Source organism: Nocardioides sp. Leaf285, from assembly GCF_001422955.1.
In the GTDB taxonomy this organism is placed as follows: Bacteria; Actinomycetota; Actinomycetes; order Propionibacteriales; family Nocardioidaceae; genus Nocardioides; species Nocardioides kribbensis.
Genome location: NZ_LMNH01000002.1, coordinates 367983 through 384017, shown reverse-complemented (window position 1 = coordinate 384017; position 16035 = coordinate 367983). Strand labels below are relative to the sequence as shown.

The 16035-nt window shown below is 75.9% G+C and carries 19 protein-coding genes; 9 read left to right on the top strand and 10 right to left on the bottom strand.

What is annotated here, in order from left to right; genetic code table 11:
* Positions 1–140: 140 nt before the first annotated feature.
* On the bottom strand, positions 141–2111 hold the full coding sequence (locus ASF47_RS22085) for a clostripain-related cysteine peptidase (RefSeq protein WP_156697783.1): 1971 nt from the start codon (positions 2109–2111) through the stop codon (positions 141–143).
* A 94-nt stretch (positions 2112–2205) separates the two neighbouring features.
* On the opposite strand from ASF47_RS22085, the gene ASF47_RS06995 reads away from it, so the two are divergent.
* Positions 2206–2970, top strand: a complete 765-nt coding sequence (locus tag ASF47_RS06995) for a helical backbone metal receptor (RefSeq protein WP_056863283.1) — start codon at positions 2206–2208, stop codon at positions 2968–2970.
* Here ASF47_RS06995 and ASF47_RS06990 read toward each other — a convergent pair.
* The 5 genes from ASF47_RS06990 to ASF47_RS06970 all read right to left on the bottom strand — a co-directional run bounded on the left by ASF47_RS06990 (position 2903) and on the right by ASF47_RS06970 (position 8225).
* A complete protein-coding gene (locus ASF47_RS06990) occupies positions 2903–4123 on the bottom strand; it encodes an acyltransferase family protein (RefSeq protein ID WP_056863282.1) in 1221 nt (406 codons plus the stop codon). The genes ASF47_RS06995 and ASF47_RS06990 overlap by 68 nt on opposite strands.
* On the bottom strand, positions 4120–5685 hold the full coding sequence (locus ASF47_RS06985; RefSeq protein WP_056863281.1) for an adenylate/guanylate cyclase domain-containing protein: 1566 nt from the start codon (positions 5683–5685) through the stop codon (positions 4120–4122). The genes ASF47_RS06990 and ASF47_RS06985 overlap by 4 nt, the downstream gene beginning before the upstream one ends.
* A 101-nt stretch (positions 5686–5786) precedes the next feature.
* Complete coding sequence (locus ASF47_RS06980) at positions 5787–6677, bottom strand: oxidoreductase (protein ID WP_056863280.1); 891 nt, start codon at positions 6675–6677, stop codon at positions 5787–5789.
* A gap of 61 nt (positions 6678–6738) precedes the next feature.
* Positions 6739–8040, bottom strand: coding sequence for an NAD(P)/FAD-dependent oxidoreductase (locus ASF47_RS06975; RefSeq protein ID WP_235558668.1), 1302 nt, complete (start codon positions 8038–8040; stop codon positions 6739–6741).
* On the bottom strand, positions 8037–8225 hold the full coding sequence (locus ASF47_RS06970) for a ferredoxin (protein WP_056863279.1): 189 nt from the start codon (positions 8223–8225) through the stop codon (positions 8037–8039). The genes ASF47_RS06975 and ASF47_RS06970 overlap by 4 nt, the downstream gene beginning before the upstream one ends.
* A 222-nt stretch (positions 8226–8447) precedes the next feature.
* Between ASF47_RS06970 and ASF47_RS06965 the strand changes: the two genes are divergently transcribed.
* The 4 genes from ASF47_RS06965 to ASF47_RS06950 all read left to right on the top strand — a co-directional run bounded on the left by ASF47_RS06965 (position 8448) and on the right by ASF47_RS06950 (position 12665).
* Complete coding sequence (locus tag ASF47_RS06965) at positions 8448–8657, top strand: hypothetical protein (RefSeq protein ID WP_056863278.1); 210 nt, start codon at positions 8448–8450, stop codon at positions 8655–8657.
* 302 nt (positions 8658–8959) lie between these two features.
* Positions 8960–9562, top strand: a complete 603-nt coding sequence (locus ASF47_RS06960) for a 2Fe-2S iron-sulfur cluster-binding protein (RefSeq protein ID WP_056863277.1) — start codon at positions 8960–8962, stop codon at positions 9560–9562.
* On the top strand, positions 9559–10566 hold the full coding sequence (locus ASF47_RS06955) for an FAD binding domain-containing protein (protein ID WP_056863276.1): 1008 nt from the start codon (positions 9559–9561) through the stop codon (positions 10564–10566). Before ASF47_RS06960 ends, ASF47_RS06955 begins: the two co-directional genes overlap by 4 nt.
* A complete protein-coding gene (locus ASF47_RS06950) occupies positions 10563–12665 on the top strand; it encodes a xanthine dehydrogenase family protein molybdopterin-binding subunit (protein WP_056863275.1) in 2103 nt (700 codons plus the stop codon). The genes ASF47_RS06955 and ASF47_RS06950 overlap by 4 nt, the downstream gene beginning before the upstream one ends.
* A gap of 15 nt (positions 12666–12680) precedes the next feature.
* Here the strand turns inward: ASF47_RS06950 and rpsN are convergent, their stop codons facing one another.
* The 3 genes from rpsN to rpmB are packed head-to-tail and all read right to left on the bottom strand — an operon-like array spanning position 12681 to position 13391.
* Entirely contained in the window at positions 12681–12986 is a 306-nt protein-coding gene (gene rpsN, locus ASF47_RS06945) for a 30S ribosomal protein S14 (RefSeq protein ID WP_056863274.1), read from the bottom strand.
* A gap of 1 nt (position 12987) precedes the next feature.
* Entirely contained in the window at positions 12988–13155 is a 168-nt protein-coding gene (gene rpmG / locus ASF47_RS06940; protein WP_056863273.1) for a 50S ribosomal protein L33, read from the bottom strand.
* Entirely contained in the window at positions 13155–13391 is a 237-nt protein-coding gene (gene rpmB / locus ASF47_RS06935; RefSeq protein WP_056863272.1) for a 50S ribosomal protein L28, read from the bottom strand. Before rpmB ends, rpmG begins: the two co-directional genes overlap by 1 nt.
* 64 nt (positions 13392–13455) lie before the next feature.
* On the opposite strand from rpmB, the gene ASF47_RS06930 reads away from it, so the two are divergent.
* From ASF47_RS06930 to ykgO, 4 genes are read left to right on the top strand one after another with little or no spacing between them, the layout of a single operon-like run.
* Complete coding sequence (locus ASF47_RS06930) at positions 13456–13734, top strand: type B 50S ribosomal protein L31 (protein ID WP_056863271.1); 279 nt, start codon at positions 13456–13458, stop codon at positions 13732–13734.
* The gene (locus ASF47_RS06925; RefSeq protein WP_056863270.1) at positions 13731–14804 is read left to right on the top strand and encodes a CobW family GTP-binding protein; all 1074 of its coding nucleotides are present in this window, start codon (positions 13731–13733) and stop codon (positions 14802–14804) included. The genes ASF47_RS06930 and ASF47_RS06925 overlap by 4 nt, the downstream gene beginning before the upstream one ends.
* Positions 14804–15022: a 50S ribosomal protein L32 gene (gene rpmF, locus ASF47_RS06920; RefSeq protein ID WP_056863269.1), complete on the top strand. Its 219-nt coding sequence runs from the start codon at positions 14804–14806 to the stop codon at positions 15020–15022. The genes ASF47_RS06925 and rpmF overlap by 1 nt, the downstream gene beginning before the upstream one ends.
* A complete protein-coding gene (gene ykgO / locus ASF47_RS06915) occupies positions 15019–15141 on the top strand; it encodes a type B 50S ribosomal protein L36 (RefSeq protein WP_056863268.1) in 123 nt (40 codons plus the stop codon). The genes rpmF and ykgO overlap by 4 nt, the downstream gene beginning before the upstream one ends.
* 13 nt (positions 15142–15154) lie before the next feature.
* On the opposite strand, the gene ASF47_RS06910 is transcribed toward ykgO, so the two are convergent.
* Positions 15155–15937, bottom strand: coding sequence for an enoyl-CoA hydratase/isomerase family protein (locus ASF47_RS06910; RefSeq protein WP_056863267.1), 783 nt, complete (start codon positions 15935–15937; stop codon positions 15155–15157).
* Between the last annotated feature and the right edge of the window lie 98 nt (positions 15938–16035).

Genomic DNA, 16035 nt, shown 5'->3' with positions numbered 1-16035 from the left:
CGCACCCATCGCGGGGGCCCCCTCTTACTGATCGTTGGACCCACTACCTGACCGTCACAACGGTGTGGAGGTGGTACCAACGGTCAGTAAGTGGCGCCGGCGCCCGGCCCGCCCGAGCCTAGCGGCGGGCCGGCGTCGCCTCAGGGCACCTGGGTGAAGCCGCTGATCGTGCTGGCGTTGTCGCCGTAGTCGAGGACGGTGAGGTCGAGCTGCAGGCGGGTGCCCGACTCCAGGGGCACGAGGTCGTAGGTGAGGGCCTCGAGGTCGGCGTAGAGGCCGACGTCGGAGGTGGGGGTCCAGCGCTCCGAGCCGTCGTTGAGCAGGGTGTAGACCTCCGGCACGATGAGACCGTCGGGCTCGGCGTTGAGCTCGCCGTAGCCCTCGGTCGCGGGGTCGTAGGCGTAGTAGGTCTCGGCCACGATGTCGCCGGAGTCGACGTCGATCTCGATCGAGAGCAGCACGTCCTGGTAGGTCTCGCCGTCGACGTCGCCGGGGGCGTAGTAGGCCATCGGCACGTCGAGGGAGACCACGTCGGCGTCCTCCTCCACCAGCAGCGAGACGTAGGCCCGGGCGGTGTCGATGCCGTCGCTGATCTCCAGCGCCGTGAGGTCGTAGAAGCCGCTGGCCACCGGCGCCCCGTCGGGGTCGATGGCCGCGCTCTCCTCGCCGAGGTAGGTCAGCGAGCCGTCGGGCTCGACGACGGCGTAGGAGATGGTGGCGTCGGTGAGGTTGGCCTGGCCCAGCTCGTCGTACTCCGCGGTGACGTAGACGCCGCCGTCCTCCAGCTCCACCAGCGGGCCGTCGGCCAGGTCGGTGAACTGGGCGGTCTCCTCGGCGGGGATCTGTGCGCCGGCGTCGTAGTAGGCGGTGAGGAAGTCGGCCCAGGGCTCGGCGGAGGCGACGTCGAGATAGGCCCCGTCGGCCAGCTCGGCGGTGGGGGGGAAGTAGATCGACAGGCCGGTGGCGCCCCGGGTGGCGGCCCCGTCGACCTCGGAGACGACGGCGTCGCCGATCGCGCGCACCAGGGCGTCGGCCTCGTCGGAGACGTCGAGGGCCTCGACGCCGATGGTCGTGGCGAGCAGCCCGAGGTCCTTCATGTGGCTGTCCTCGGCCTCGTCGGGGCTGCGGGCGAAGCCCAGCGTCTCCGCCCCCGCGCGGCCCACGACGGGTGCCACCGCGACCGCCCGCTCCGCGAGCGCACCGCTGAAGGCGGCCATCGCGGCGTCGACCTCGTCCATGCGCGTCAGGTCGACCAGCCCGAGGGTGATGCCGTCGGCGGTGCCCTCGGCCTCGGCCTGCGCGACGAAGCCGTCGAGCAGCGCCGCGCCGAGCTGGTCGGCGGTGGCGTCGGGGTCCTCGGCGAGCAGCCGGAGCGCGCCGTAGTCCCAGCCGTGGCCGGGCTCGAGCTCCTGGGAGGCGACCAGCCGGTCGGCCAGCGGAGCGACCGCGCTGGCCACCTCGTAGCTGGCCATCAGGCAGGCGTCGAAGCCGAGCAGGTCGAGCTTGTCGACGCCCGCGCGCTCCAGCCCCTCAGAGATGCCGCGCGTCAGGTCGGCCAGGTCGAGCACCTCGCCGGTGCCGTCGTCGGGCCCGACGCCGGGCCACGAGGCGCCGTGGTCGGAGATGATCAGCGCGTAGTGACCGGCCCGGTGGGCCTCGATGCCCTCGGCCACGAAGTCGGCGAGGGTCGCGGGGTCGGCGGAGTCGACGTCGCCGAGGTCCTCCACCAGCTCGCTCGTGCCCGCGGGGCCCAGGTCGAGCACGCGCGCACCGACCCAGTCGCCCTGGTCGAGCGCCGGGTCGGCGCCGTAGTCGGGCGAGCGGTCCATCAGCTCGCGCACCTGGAGGTTGTCGTTGGAGCCGACCGCGCCGAGCTCGTTGAGGTCGCCGACCATGAAGGGCTCGAGGTCGGTGTCGGCCATCGAGTAGTGCAGCACCGTCCAGCCGTCGCCCTCGCGCCCGGTGTGGGCGGTCGGCACCGGCTCCCCCGCGTCCGCCTCCCCCGGCGACGGCGCGCCCCCGCAGCCGGCGGCGAGCACCAGCAGCGCTGCGGCCACGACGGCTCGGACCGGTCGGCGGTGGGCGGCTCGGGGGCGGCTCGGCGTGCGCACCGCCCGACGCTAGGACGCGGCGGCCCGCGCCGAGGCCCGAACGACCCCGGGCTTTGCCCGGTGGCTAGACCAGCGGGCGGGTAGCGTCGGGCGGGTGGACGACCTCGGCACGGCGTACGACGGACCGCGCCCGGCGCGCCGGGTGGTCTCGCTGGTCCCGTCGCTGACCGAGGCGCTGGCCTCGGTCGACCGCGACGCCGTGGTCGGTGCGACCGACTGGTGCACCCACCCCGCCGACCTCGGCGCCGCCCGGGTGCGCGGCACCAAGAACCCCGACCTCGCCGCGGTGCGCGCGCTGGAGCCCGACGTGGTCGTGGCCAACCAGGAGGAGAACCGCGAGCTCGACGTGAGGCGGCTGCGCGAGAGCGGCGTGCGGGTCTGGGTGACCCGCATCGAGACCGTGCCGGAGGCGGTCGGCTCGATGGAGCGGCTGCTCGACGGTCTCGGGTGGCAGCGCCCGACCTGGCTGGGCGAGGCCCGCAGACTGTGGTGCGGCCCGGTGCCACCGGTGTCGCGACGGGTGGCCATCCCGGTGTGGCGCGACCCGTGGATGGTCGTCGGCGCGCGCACCTTCACCGGCGACCTGGCCCGTCGCCTCGGTCTCGACAACGTCTTCGCCGACCACCCCGACCGCTATCCGGCCGCCTCCCCGGAGCAGGTCGTCGCGGCCGCCCCCGACGTGGTGCTGCTGCCCGACGAGCCCTACCTCTTCACCGCCGACGACGGCCCGGAGGTGTTCGCGGGCGGCCCGGACGGCGCGGGCGGCGCGGGCGGCGTGGCGACCGAGCTGGTCAGCGGTCGGCTGCTGACCTGGTACGGGCCCTCGCTCCTCGAGGCCCACCGCTCCCTGGCCCGCTGAGCCCCGCCGGGGCGCGCGCGGCCACTCGGCGCGGCAGCGCGAAGAGCCAGTCGAGGCCGACCGCGAGCAGCAGCCGGTGCAGGGCCAGGCACACCGCCACGGCGGCGGCGGCCACCACCACCGGCCACGCCAGCGCGAGCAGCGGGCTCCCGGGCGGGGGCAGCAGCGCCGGCGCGTGGGCGAGCAGCGCGAGCAGCGGCGAGTGCAGGACGTAGACCGGCAGCGTCAGCGCCCCGAGGCGCGCCAGCGCGGTCCCGACCCGCGGCCGCTCGGCCAGCGCGACCGCGACGGCCAGCCCGAGCGGCACCCCGACGACGGCGAGCACCAGCAGGTCGGCGCTGCCCGGCAGACCGGCGGCCCGCTGCGCCGCGAGCAGCGCCACGAAGCCGGCCACGAGCAGCAGCACGCGCCCCGGCCGGCCGGCGGCGGGACCGGCGAGCCGGCGTACGTCCTGGGGCCGGTAGGCGGCCCAGGCGAAGAACACGAAGTGGGTCAGCACCGCGGCGCGGTTGAGGTCGTCGACCGGCAGCCACGAGGTCGCCGCGGTGAGCAGGGCCGCGCCCGCGAGGGTCGCCCGCGGCCAGCGCACCAGCAGCCGCGCCAGCACGACGTAGACCACCAGCGCGTAGAGGAACCACAGCCCCGTCGAGGCCCAGACCAGGTCGGCCAGCAGCTCCGCGCCGTCCTGGGTGCGGTTGAGCGGCATCGCCCGCTCCACCGAGAAGTACGCCGCCAGCAGCAGCAGCCACACCGCGTAGACCCACGCGGTCGTGCCCACCCGTCGGCGCAGTGCGGGCCACGGCCGGCGCACGACGCCGGCGGCGAAGAAGCCGCTCACGACGAAGAACAGCGGCATCCGCACCGGCTTGAGGGCCGCCGACAGCTCGTACCAGACCAGCGCCAGGCCGGAGGGGTCGAGCCAGCCGTCGCCGGCGGCGCGGTCGGTGCCCGGCAGCGGCGGCGGGCCGGGCTCGCCCATGAGCGCCGGCACGTAGAGCTTGCCGACGGCGTGGTGGAGCACGACCAGCAGGATGCACGCGCCCTTGGCGACGTCGGCCCAGACCTGACGGTCGGGCTGACGGTCGGGCTGACGGTCGGGCTGACGGTCGGGCTGCCGGTCGGGCTGCCGGGGGGCCGCGGACGCCGCGGTCACGCGAGGTCGGCCGGCACGGCCAGCGTGGTCTCGACGGTCCGGCCCCGCAGGACGGCCCGGCCGTGGCGCCGCCACCGCGCGCCCTCGTCGCCGCCCGCGGCCTCGACGGTCTCCCACGAGGTCAGCAGCCCGCCGTCGACCTCCTTGGCCAGCTCGGTGAGGCGGGCGGCGGCGTTGACCGCGTCACCGATCACCGTGTACTCCAGCCGGTCGGTCGTGCCGACGTTGCCGGCCACCGTCTCGCCGGTGTAGACGCCGATGCCGGCCGCGACGTCGGTCTGCTCCTCGGCCAGCCGCTGCGCCATCGCGCGCCCGGCCGCCAGGGCGCGCGCGGCGTGGTCGGGCAGCTCGACCGGGGCGCCGAAGACGGCCAGCACCGCGTCGCCCATGAACTTGTTGACGAAGCCGCCGTGGGCGCCGACCTCGTCGACGACCACGGAGAAGAAGCGGTTGAGCACGTCGACCACCTCGGCCGGCTCGCGGTCGGCGGCCATGGAGGTCGAGCCGACGAGGTCGACGAAGAGCACGGTGACCACGCGCGAGGCCCCGCCCAGCTCGAGGTCGCCCGCCGCCGCGGCCTCGGCGACGTCGCGCCCGACGTGGCGGCCGAAGACGTCGCGCAGGTGCTCGCGCTCGCGCAGCCCGTCGGCCATCTCGTTGAAGCCGGCCTGGAGCAGGCCCAGCTCGCTGCCGTCGTAGACCGGCACCCGCTGCGACAGGTCGCCGGTGCGGACCTGGGCGATGGCGCGGCGCACCGACTCGATGGGGGCCACCACCGAGCGGGCGTTGAGCACGGTGACCAGCAGGCCGAAGACGAGGACCACCCCGCCCAGCACCAGCACCTCGACGGCCAGCCGGGTGGTGGAGACCCCGTCGGTGAGGGCCAGCACGGCCGCGACCATCAGGCCGACGACCGGGGCGCCGGTGCCGAGCAGCCAGAAGGTGAGCAGCCGGCCGCCGACCCCCAGGCCGCGCGGGCGCCGCGCGGAGGTGTCGCCGGTGAGGGCGCGCGCCGCGATCGGGCGCAGCGTGAACTCGGTGAGCAGGTAGGCCACCGCGCACACCACCAGCCCGGCGATGGCCACGGTCAGGCCCGTGCTCACCGCCCGCGAGGGCTGCAGCAGCGCCGACAGGAGGGTGAAGAGCGCCGCCGCGGCCAGCCAGAGCCCCGCCTGGAGCAGGGTCAGGCGCAGCGGCACCCGCAGCGTGCGGAGCCGGTCGCGCGGGGTGGGCTCCTCGCCGCGGGTGGCCCAGCGCAGGGCCTTGAGGGTGCCGCGGGTGCCCCGGACCGCCCCGAGCACGAGCGCGAGGCCGACGTAGACCGGGATGGCGATGAAGAGCGCCAAGGCCATGTCGGCCTCCGGCGTCTCCTGGGCGAAGACGAAGGTCGACAGGACGACAACCACGCCCGCGCCGATGCTGTGGGTGGTGAGCAGGATGACGGTGAGCAGCAGCTGCATCCGCACCCGCAGCGCCCGCAGGCTCTGGTCGGCCGGGCCCAGCAGCCACGACCCGAACGGGTTGCGGGCGGCCTGGACGGTGCCGGCGGTCCCAGGGCTCACTCCAGCCACCTCCGTCCGGCCTCCGTGGGGGCCGTCGTCGACGGCCGTGCTCGGGCCCAGTGTGCCGCACCCGCGGGGCGCGGCTCAGCCGAACCCGCAGGTCACAGCACCCAGCCCACGCCCGTCAGCTCCTCGGAGACGTCCCACAGCCGTCGGGCCGCGCCGTCGTCGGCCGCCTCCAGCGAGCGCGAGGCCGGTGCGGGGGCGCCGCGGAGCCCGCCGAGCCGCGACGGACCGACGTAGGTGCCGCCGACGAGGTCGTAGGTCGCCGCCATCACCGAGGGGCGGGCCCCCTCCTCGGCACTGGTCGCGACGACGCGGTTGCCCACCGCCATCAGGGTGTTCATCAGCGGCACGGCGTGGTGCGACTGGAGGTTGGTCGCGGCGTAGCCCGGGTGCGCGGCGGTCGCGCGCACCGCGGAGCCGGACGCACCGAGGCGCCGCTGGAGCTCGGCGGTGAAGAGGAGGTTGGCCAGCTTGCTCTGCTGGTAGGCCCGCCCCGGCGAGTAGGAGCGCTCCAGGAAGAGGTCGTCGAAGTCCAGCGGCGGGCCCTTGTGCAGCGCCGAGGACACCGACACCACCCGGTCGGCCACGTGGGGCAGCAGCAGGTTGACCAGCGCGAAGTGGCCCAGGTGGTTGGTGCCGAGCTGGAGCTCGAAGCCGTCGACCGTGCGGCCCTGCGGCACCATCATGATCCCGGCGTTGGCGACCACGCCGTGCAGCGGACGCTCCCAGCCCTCGGCCAGGGCCCGCACCGAGGCCAGGTCGGCCAGGTCGAGCGCGGCGACCTCCACCGACCCCCGGTCGGCCCCGCCGAGGCCGCCGCGGACCTCCTCGGCCGCGGCCCGCCCCTTGGCGGCGTCGCGTGCGGTCATGACCACGTGGGCGCCGGCGGTCGCCAGCATCCGGGAGGTCTCCAGGCCGAGCCCGGAGTTGGCGCCGGTCACCAGCCAGGTGCGGTCGGTCTGATCGGGCACGGGGAAGTCGCTCATGGGTCCCAGCCTAGGAAGCGGGCCCAGGAAGCAGGCCCAGGAAGCAGGCCCAGGAAGCGGCCTACGAAGCGGGCCCGGCGGCGCGCCCGGCGGCCCGCTCGCGCCGCGCCGCGGCGTGGGCCAGCGCGTCGTCCCACGAGCCGCCCCGCATCACCTGGCCGCGGTACTTCATGATCTCCGCCGGCGCGTCGACCGCCAGCGCGCCGATCAGCCGGTCGCCGCGGCGGTAGAGCGCCACCCAGCGTCCGGCCGCGGTCGGGTCGCCGTCGACGACGAGCACCTCGTCGGCCACCGGCGAGCCGATCATCTGGATCCGCACGTCGTACCAGTCGGACCAGAAGAAGGGCACCGTCGCGTACGCCGCCGCGGCGGCCGGGTCGAGCGCGTTGCGCGCGGCCGCGGCCCCCTGGTCGGCGGCCCCGGTCCAGTTCTCCAGCCGCTGGGTCTCCCCCATCGTGGCGTTGGGCCAGCGCACGACGTCGCCCGCGGCCCAGACCCCGGGGGCGCCGGCCCACAGCGTCTCGTCGCAGACGACGCCGTCGTCGAGGCGCAGCCCGGAGCCCTCCAGCCAGCCGGTGGCGGGCACGACACCGATGCCGACGACCACCAGGTCGGCCGGCAGCACCGTGCCGTCGTCGAGCACGACCCGCTCCACCCGGCCCGAGCCGTCGCCCTCGACCGAGGCGACGCCGACGCCGGTGAGCAGGCGGGTGCCGTGGCGCTCGTGGATGGCGGCGACGTGGGCGCCCAGGTCCGCGCCCACGGCCCGCACCAGCGGCGTGGGCCGGGCCTCCACCACGGTGACGTCGAGGCCCCGCCCCCGGGCCGCGGAGGCGACCTCGGAGCCGATGAACCCCGCGCCCACCACGACCGTGCGTGCCCGCGCCTCGAGGGCGCGCCGCACCACGCGCGCGTCGTCGAGGGTGCGCAGCGGGTGCACGCCGTCGAGGTGGTCGGTGCCGGGCAGGCGCCGCGCCGTCGACCCGGTGGCGAGCACGACGGCGTCGTAGGCCACCTCGCGCCCGCCGACGTGGACGACGCGCGCGGCGGTGTCGAGCGCGGTGGCCGGCCGGCCGAGCAGCAGCTCGACCCCGAGCTCCTCGCGCAGGTGGGCCTCCTCGCGCAGGAAGGGTGCTGCGGGCTCCGCCCCGGGGCCGGCCCCGAGGTGCGCCTTGGACAGCGGCGGGCGGTCGTAGGGCAGGTGCTCCTCGGCGCCGACCAGCGTGATCGACCCGGCGAACCCCGCCTTGCGGGCCGCCTCGACCGCGCGCAGCCCGGCGAGCGAGGCGCCGACCACGACCAGTCGGCCGGTGGCGGGGTCCGGCGGCGCGCCGCGGTCGGGCGTCGGCCCCGGAGCGGTCACTGGAGTCGCAGCGCCCCGGTGGGGCAGCTGGCCACGGCCTCCTCGACGTCGGAGACGTCCTCGGGAGCGACCTCGGCCTGGAGCACGGTGAGGTCGCCGTTGTCCTCGAGCTGGAAGTGGTGGGGGGCCAGCGACTCGCACATGCCGATGCCCTCGCAACGGTCGTAGTCGACGGTGATCTTCATGGGCGCACCTCGGGGCTCGGGGTCGTGGGGGGACGGCCGGTCGGGGCGACCGGCCCGCTCGCACGATGGCAGACCGCGCCCGGCCACCGCGGCACCTGTGGCGAAGGTCACGGCACGTGTCGCGGGCGACGTCGGAGTCACCCTTCTGTGGGAGATACCGGCCCGCGCCCCGTGGCACGGTGGAGGAGAGGCCGGACCTTCCGCCTCGCGATCGGAGGACCGATGACCGACCAGGCCAAGACCCCCGCAGGCAACCGGGCACGGTGGCTGGTGCCCGCCGCCGTGCTCGTGCTGCTCGTGGTCGTGGGCGGCGTCATCCTGCTCATCGGGCTGCTGCAGGGCGACGACACCGACCTCGACCCGCCCACGCCCGTCGAGGAGCAGAGCAGCTCGGCGCTCGCCGTCCCGGTGGGCCCCGTCATGGTCGGCTGAGGCCCCGCGGCACGGTCAGCGGTCGCCGCGGGCCAGCCTGGTCGGGAGTTCGGCGCCCCCCGGCGGGCTGCGTGAGCCCCGCCTGACCGACTCGGCCGCCGCGGCGACCGCTGCTCCGAGCATCCCTCGCGCCGCACCCGCACCGTCCCACCCGCGCGGGTGGGAGCGGACCGCGCCGCTGCACGTCGAGCAGCCTCGCGGACCGGTGTCCGCGGGCCCGTTCACCCCCGCGGGTGGACGCTGCGGCGCGCCCGGGAGGGAGAGTCGAGGAGGCCACCCTGGCATCCCACGGAAGGCGGCCCATGGACACCTCCATCACGCTCACCGTCGACGGCAGCGAGCACACGCTCGACGTCGACACCCGCACGACGCTGCTCGACGCCCTGCGCGAGCGGGTCGGCGCGACCGCCCCCAAGAAGGGGTGCGACCACGGCCAGTGCGGCTCGTGCACCGTGCTCCTCGAGGGGCGTCGCCACCTCACCTGCCTGGCCCTCGCGGTGGCCCACGACGGCGACGAGATCGTCACCGCCGCCGGGCTCACCGGCTCCGCGGCCGATCCGGGCTCCCGCGGGGAGGGCGCGCTGCACCCCGTGCAGCAGGCCTTCCTCGACCACGACGGCTACCAGTGCGGCTACTGCACCCCCGGCCAGATCTGCTCCGCCGTCGGCGTGCTCGACGAGGCCGAGCAGGGCCACCCCAGCCACGTGACCGACGACCTCGAGGTCGGCGGCGACGTCGAGCTGACCGACGAGGAGATCCGCGAGCGCATGAGCGGCAACCTGTGCCGCTGCGGCGCCTACGTCGGCATCCTCGACGCCGTGCGCCAGGCCGCGGGCCGGACCGCCGGCCAGGGCGTCGACCCCGCCCGCCACACCCACGACCACGAGACGGAGGGCGTCCGGTGAAGGAGCTCACCTACGTCCGCGCCGACGACGCCGCCTCCGCGGTCGCCACCGTCAGCGCCGACCCCCACGCCCGCTTCCTCGGCGGCGGCACCAACCTGGTCGACCACCTCAAGCTGGGGGTGGCGACCCCCTCGACCCTGGTCGACGTCAGCCGGCTGCCCCTCGACACCGTCGAGGTCCTCGAGGGCGACCGCGGCGGGCTGCGCATCGGCGCCAACGTGCGCAACAGCGACCTCGCCGCCCACCCGGTGGTCCGCAGCACCTTCCCGGCGCTCTCGCGCTCGCTGCTCGCGGGCGCCTCGGGCCAGATCCGCAACCAGGCCACCACGGGCGGCAACCTGCTGCAGCGCACCCGCTGCGTCTACTTCCAGGACGTCACCACGCCGTGCAACAAGCGCGAGCCCGGCTCGGGCTGCTCGGCGCTGGAGGGCTACGGGCGCTACAACGCCATCCTCGGCACGAGCGCCGACTGCGTCGCCACCCACCCCTCCGACATGGCCGTGGGCCTGGCCGCCCTCGACGCCGACGTCGTCGTGCTCGGCCCCGACGGGGAGCGGCGCGTGCCGCTCGCCGACCTGCACCGACTGCCCGGTCACCACCCCGAGGACGACACCACCCTGGCCCACGGGGAGCTGGTCACGGCCGTCGAGCTGCGCGGCAGCGAGCTGACGCGGCACTCGACGTACTACAAGGCGCGCGACCGCGCGTCCTACGCCTTCGCCCTGGTCTCGGTGGCCGGCGCGCTGGAGCTCGACGGCGACGTCGTGCGCGACGTGCGCATCGCCTGGGGCGGCGTGGCCCACAAGCCGTGGCGCGCCACGGTGGCAGAGCAGGCCCTGCGCGGCGAGGTCTACAGCGAGGACGCCGTGCGCGCCGCCGCGGCCGAGGAGCTGCGCGCGGCCGAGACCGGCGACGACAACGCTTTCAAGGTCGCCATGGTCCGCAACGCCACCGCGCTGGTGATGCACCAGCTCGCGTCGAAGCAGCAGGGAGGCACCCGATGACCCAGCAGGCCACCCCCATCGAGGCACGCTCGATGGGCACCCACCTCGACCGCGCCGACGGCCGGGAGAAGGTCACCGGCCACGCCCGCTACGCGATGGAGCACGGCGCCGACGACGGCGTCGAGGCCCCGCTCACCGCCTGGCTCGTGCAGTCGACGATCGCGCGCGGCCGCGTCGTGCGCGTCGACCCCGCCGCCGCGCTCGCCCACCCCGGCGTCGTGAGCGTGCTCGACCACGAGTCGGCGCCGCGCCTGGCCGACACCGAGGACCGTGAGCTGGCGGTCCTCCAGGACGACCGGGTCGGGCTGCGCGGCCAGATCGTCGCGGTCGTGCTCGCCGAGACCCCCGAGGCCGCCCGCGAGGGTGCCCGCCTGGTGCACGTCGCCTACGACGAGGAGCCCCACCGGGCCTCCCTCGAGGGCGCCGAGACCTACGCCCCGGAGTCGGTCAACGCCGGCCACGAGACCGACTGGGCCGACGGCGACGTCGCGGCCGCCTTCGCCGGGGCCGCGGTGGTCGTCGACCAGCGCTACTCCACCCCCCACGAGCACAACAGCCCGATGGAGCCCCACGCCGCCACGGCGCTGTGGGACGGCGAGCGGCTGACGCTGTGGGACTCCACCCAGGCCGTCCACGCGGTCGCCACGACCTTCGCGCCGATGCTCGGCCTCGAGGCCTCGCAGATCACCGTGCGGGCGCCCTACGTCGGCGGCGGCTTCGGGAGCAAGGGCCTGCCCCACGCCCCCGAGATGGCGGCCGTCCTGGCCGCGCTGTCGGTGCCGGGCCGGCCGGTCAAGCTGGCGGTGACCCGCCAGCAGATGTTCGCGCTCACCGGCTACCGCACCGAGACGGTCTCCCACGTGCGCCTGGCCGCCGAGCCCGACGGGCGGCTGCTGGGCATCGAGCAGCACGCGGTGAGCCAGACCTCGGCGATCAAGGAGTTCACCGAGCAGACCGCCACCGCGGCCCGCATGATGTACGCCGCGCCCGCGCGCGCGACGACCCACCGCGTCGCCGCGCTGGACGTGGCGGTGCCGTCCTGGATGCGCGCGCCCGGCGAGATGCCCGGCATGTTCGCCCAGGAGGTCGCCATGGACGAGCTGGCCTTCGCCTGCGAGGTCGACCCGATCGAGCTGCGCGTGCGCAACGAGCCCGACGTCGACCCCGAGACGGGCAACCCGTGGAACAACCGCCGCCTGGTGGAGTGCCTCGAGCGCGGCGCCGAGCGCTTCGGCTGGGCCGGTCGCCCGTCGGCCCCCGGCACCGTGCAGGACGGCGACTGGTGGGTCGGCACCGGCGTGGCCGCGGCGACGTACCCCACGCTGTGGATGCCGGGCAACACCGCCCGCGTGGAGTCGCTCGAGGGGGGCCGCTACGCCGTGTCGATCGGCGCCGTCGACATCGGCACCGGCGCCCGCACGGTGCTGGTGCAGATCGCCGCCGACGCCCTGGGCGTCGACCCCGCCGCGGTCGACCTCCACATCGGTGACACCGACCAGCCCGCGGCCACGGTGGCCGGCGGGTCGGCCGGCACCGGCTCGTGGGGCACCGCGATCGTGCAGACCGTGCAGCAGCTGCGCGCCGACCACGGCGAGCACCCCGACCCCGGGGTGGCCTCCACCGCGACGGCCGAGGCCTACCCCGACATGGACCACTACGCGCTGCACTCCTTCGGCGCGGTCTTCGCCGAGGTGCGCGTCCACCGCTGGACCGGCGAGCTGCGCGCGCCCCGGCTGCTCGGGGTCTACTCCTCGGGCCGGGTGGTCAACCCGATGACCGCCCGCTCGCAGTTCTACGGCGGCCTGGTCATGGGCCTCTCGGGCGCGCTCTTCGAGGAGTCGGTGCGCGACCCGCGCTTCGGCCACGTCGTCACCCAGGACCTCGCGACCTACCACGTGGCCTCGCACGCCGACGTGCACGGCATCGAGGTCGAGTGGCTCGCCGACGACACCGACAACCTCGCCACCCCCTTCGGCGGGCGCGGCATCGGCGAGATCGGCATCGTCGGCACCGCGGCGGCCGTCGCCAACGCCGCCTGGCACGCCACCGGCATCCGCGTGCGCGACCTGCCGGTCACCGCCGACCGCTTCGTGCGCTGAGACGGGCGCCGGGGGTCACCAGCTGGACGTGGTGATCCCCGGCAGCTCGCCGCGGAGGGCCAGCGCCCGGAAGGTGATCCGCGAGACCCCCGCCTTGCGCAGGTAGCCGCGCGGGCGGCCGTCGACCTGGTCGCGGTTGCGCACGCGCACCGGGCTGGAGTCGCGCGGCAGGCGCGAGAGCGCACGCACGGCGTCGGCCAGCTCCGCGGAGCCCGGCTCGGCCCGGCGCACCCGCTCCTTGAGGGCGGCGCGCCTCCCGGCGTACCGCTCGACGGTGCGCCGGCGGCGGGCGTCGGCGGCGATCTTCGCGGTCGTGGCCACCTCAGCGCTCCTCGCGGAAGGCCACGTGGCGGCGCACGCGGGGGTCGTACTTGCTCAGCTCGAGCCGGTCGGGGTCGTTGCGGCGGTTCTTCCGGGTGACGTAGGTGTAGCCGGTGCCGGCGGTGGAGCGGAGCTTCACGACGGGCCGGATGTCGCTGCCGCGCGCCATCAGAGCCTCCCTCCGCGGCGCTGGATGTCGGCGACGACCGACTCGATGCCGCGGACGTCGACGACCTTGATGCCGCGCGCGCTGAGCCGCAGCGTGACGGTGCGCCCCAGGCTCGGCACCCGGTAGCGCTTCTTCTGGACGTTGACGTCGAAGCGCCGGTTGGTGCGCCGGTGCGAGTGCGAGACGTGGTGGCCGAAGCCGGGCTGCCGCCCGGTGACCTGGCAGGTGCGGGACACGGGTCCTCCTCGTGATGGGTTAGAGTGATAACGATTCTCATTCTAAGCACTCCAGGAGGACCCGTTGAGACCCGGCATCCACCCGACCTACGACCTGGTCGCCTTCCGTGACCGCTCCACCGGCGACGTCGTGCTGACGCGCTCGACGCTGGCCGAGCGCGCGGCCGGCGAGGGCGGCACCGTCGAGGTCGACGGCGCGACCTACCCCGTGGTCGACGTCGACGTCAGCAGCGCCAGCCACCCCTTCTGGACCGGCAAGGGGCGCGTGCTCGACAGCGAGGGCCGTGTCGAGGCCTTCCAGCGCCGCTACGGCGCTCGCGCCGGAGGGGGGCGGTCGTCGTGAGGACACCCGTCGTCCTGGTCACGGGCGTCTCCCCCGACGCGATGGACGCGACCCTGGTGAGCCTGCAGTGGGACCTGCCGCAGGCCGTCGCCGTGCGCCACCACATCGACGTCGAGCGGCAGCTGCTGACCCGGGTGGTCAGCGACGTCACCGGCGTGCTCGACCGCGCCGAGGTCGACCTCGAGCACGCCTGCGTGAGCTGCGCGCTGCGCGAGGACGTCGTGCCGACCATCGAGCGGCTGGCCCGCGACGGGCGCTGGGGCACCGTCGTCGCGCACCTGCCGGTCGGTGCCGACGCCGCGCAGGTGTGCCACGTGCTGACCTGGGACGCCCGCCTGGCCCGCCACCTGCGCGTCGCCGGGGTCGTGACCGCCGTCGCCGGCCCCACCGTGGTCGACGACCTGCTCGGCGACGCACTGATGGCCGAGCGCGGCGTCGCGACGTCCCACGAGGACGAGCGCGGCGTCGGCGAGGTCGCCTCGGGCATGGTCGAGCACGCCGACGTCGTCGTGGTCACCGGCGAGCGCGAGCCCGCGGGCCTGGCCCTGCTGCGCACCCTGGCGCGGCCGGGCGCCCGCGTCGTCGCAGGCCCCGAGCTGCTCGACGGCGCGCTGGTCGCCGACGGGCTGCACGACCACGCCGCGACCACCGCCTGGGCCTCGCCCTACCGCACCCAGGACGTGCCCTCCCCCGACGTTCCCGACGTGTGGCAGGTCGACCTGCGCTCCGACCGTGCCTTCCACCCCGACCGACTGCTGGAGGGCCTCGAGGACCTCGGCAGCGGACGCCACCGCTCGCGCGGCTGCTTCTGGCTGCCCACCCGCCCCGGGCGAGCGCTGGAGTGGGACGGCGCCGGCGGCCAGCTCAGCATCGGCGCCGGCGAGTCGTGGGGCCGTCGCCCCGCGCAGACCCGCCTGGTGCTCACCGGCGTCGGCGCGCGGCCCGACCACCTCGAGGAGGCCTTCGAGGCCCTGCTGATGACCACCGCCGAGGAGGCCTCCGGGCAGTCGTGGCAGCGCCCGGTCGACGGCTTCGAGCCGTGGCTGGGCCCCGTGAGGGAGATCGCCTGATGGCCGTGCCGAAGCGCCGCACCTCGCGCAGCAACACCCGTCACCGCCGCTCGCAGTGGAAGGCGACCCCTCCCGCCCTCGTGCCGGTGACGGTCGCCGGCGAGGAGCACCTCGTGCCCCGGCGCCTGCTCCGCGCGGTCGAGCGCGGCCTGGTCGATCCCGCCACCGGCGCCCCCACCCGCGCCCGCGCCCGCACCCCGGGAGGAGGTGACCGATGAAGGTCCGCAACTCGCTGCGCTCGCTGAAGCAGCAGCCCGGGTCGCAGGTCGTCCGCCGCCGCGGCCGCACCTACGTGATCAACAAGCAGAACCCCCGCCTCAAGGCGCGCCAGGGCTGAGCCGCTCCGGCGCCTAGCGACCCTCGAAGGTCGGGCGCTGCTTGGCCAGGAACGACGCCACCGCACCGGCGTGGTCGGCCGTGGCGCCGAGGCGCACCTGCGCGGCCGCCTCGGCCGCGAGGGTCTCGGCCAGCGGTCGGCCCGCGGCGGCGTCGGCGAGCAGCCGCTTGGACTCGGCGTACGCCGCCGTGGGCCCGGCCGCCAGCCGCCGCGCCAGGGCGGTCGCCTCCTCGAGCAGCGCGTCGGGCTCGACGACGCGGCCGCCCAGGCCCCAGGCCACGGCCTCGTCGGGCCCGAAGGGCTGGGCCAGCAGCACGAGCTCGCGGGCGCGCTGCTCGCCGACCGCGCGCACGAGCGTGGTCGACAGGCCCGAGTCGCAGGTCAGGCCGATCCCGGAGAAGGCCGTGCCGAGGCGGGCCGTGGTGCTCCACAGCCGCAGGTCGCAGGCCAGGGCCAGCCCCAGGCCCGCCCCGACGCAGGGGCCGGCCACGGCCGCCACGACCGGCTTGGGCATGGTGGCCAGCGCGGTCACGACCGGGTTGTAGTGCTCGGTGACGGTGTCGAAGGCCGGACCCTCGGCCAGCGCGGCGGCGTGCTCGGCGAGGTCCTGGCCGACGCAGAAGGCCTCCGGGCCACCGGTGAGCACCACGGCCCTGACCCCCTCGTCGGCGGCGACCTCGCCCAGCGCCTCGCGCAGCGCGACCTTGAGCGCGAGGTCGAGGGCGTTGCGCTGGGCGGGCCGGTCGAGCACGACGGTCGCGACGGCGCCGTCGCGCTCCAGGCGCAGGGGGTGCATGGCGGGCTCCTCGGTGGTGGGTCCACGACCGTCCGGTCGGTGGCCGGCGGCCGGCCGACGACGCTGCCACGCCGTACGGCTCGGCGCAACGCGGACCG

Bases quoted from the DNA above. Each gene is read 5' to 3' on its own strand.
- ASF47_RS06950 (WP_056863275.1), top strand. From the start codon at position 10,563: ATGACCCAGCAGGCCACCCCCATCGAGGCACGCTCGATGGGCACCCAC.
- rpmG (WP_056863273.1), bottom strand. From the start codon at position 13,155: ATGGCGCGCGGCAGCGACATCCGGCCCGTCGTGAAGCTCCGCTCCACC.
- ASF47_RS06910 (WP_056863267.1), bottom strand. From the start codon at position 15,937: ATGCACCCCCTGCGCCTGGAGCGCGACGGCGCCGTCGCGACCGTCGTG.
- rpmF (WP_056863269.1), top strand. From the start codon at position 14,804: ATGGCCGTGCCGAAGCGCCGCACCTCGCGCAGCAACACCCGTCACCGC.
- ASF47_RS06960 (WP_056863277.1), top strand. From the start codon at position 8,960: ATGGACACCTCCATCACGCTCACCGTCGACGGCAGCGAGCACACGCTC.
- ASF47_RS06970 (WP_056863279.1), bottom strand. From the start codon at position 8,225: ATGAAGATCACCGTCGACTACGACCGTTGCGAGGGCATCGGCATGTGC.
- ykgO (WP_056863268.1), top strand. From the start codon at position 15,019: ATGAAGGTCCGCAACTCGCTGCGCTCGCTGAAGCAGCAGCCCGGGTCG.
- ASF47_RS06965 (WP_056863278.1), top strand. From the start codon at position 8,448: ATGACCGACCAGGCCAAGACCCCCGCAGGCAACCGGGCACGGTGGCTG.
- ASF47_RS06980 (WP_056863280.1), bottom strand. From the start codon at position 6,677: ATGAGCGACTTCCCCGTGCCCGATCAGACCGACCGCACCTGGCTGGTG.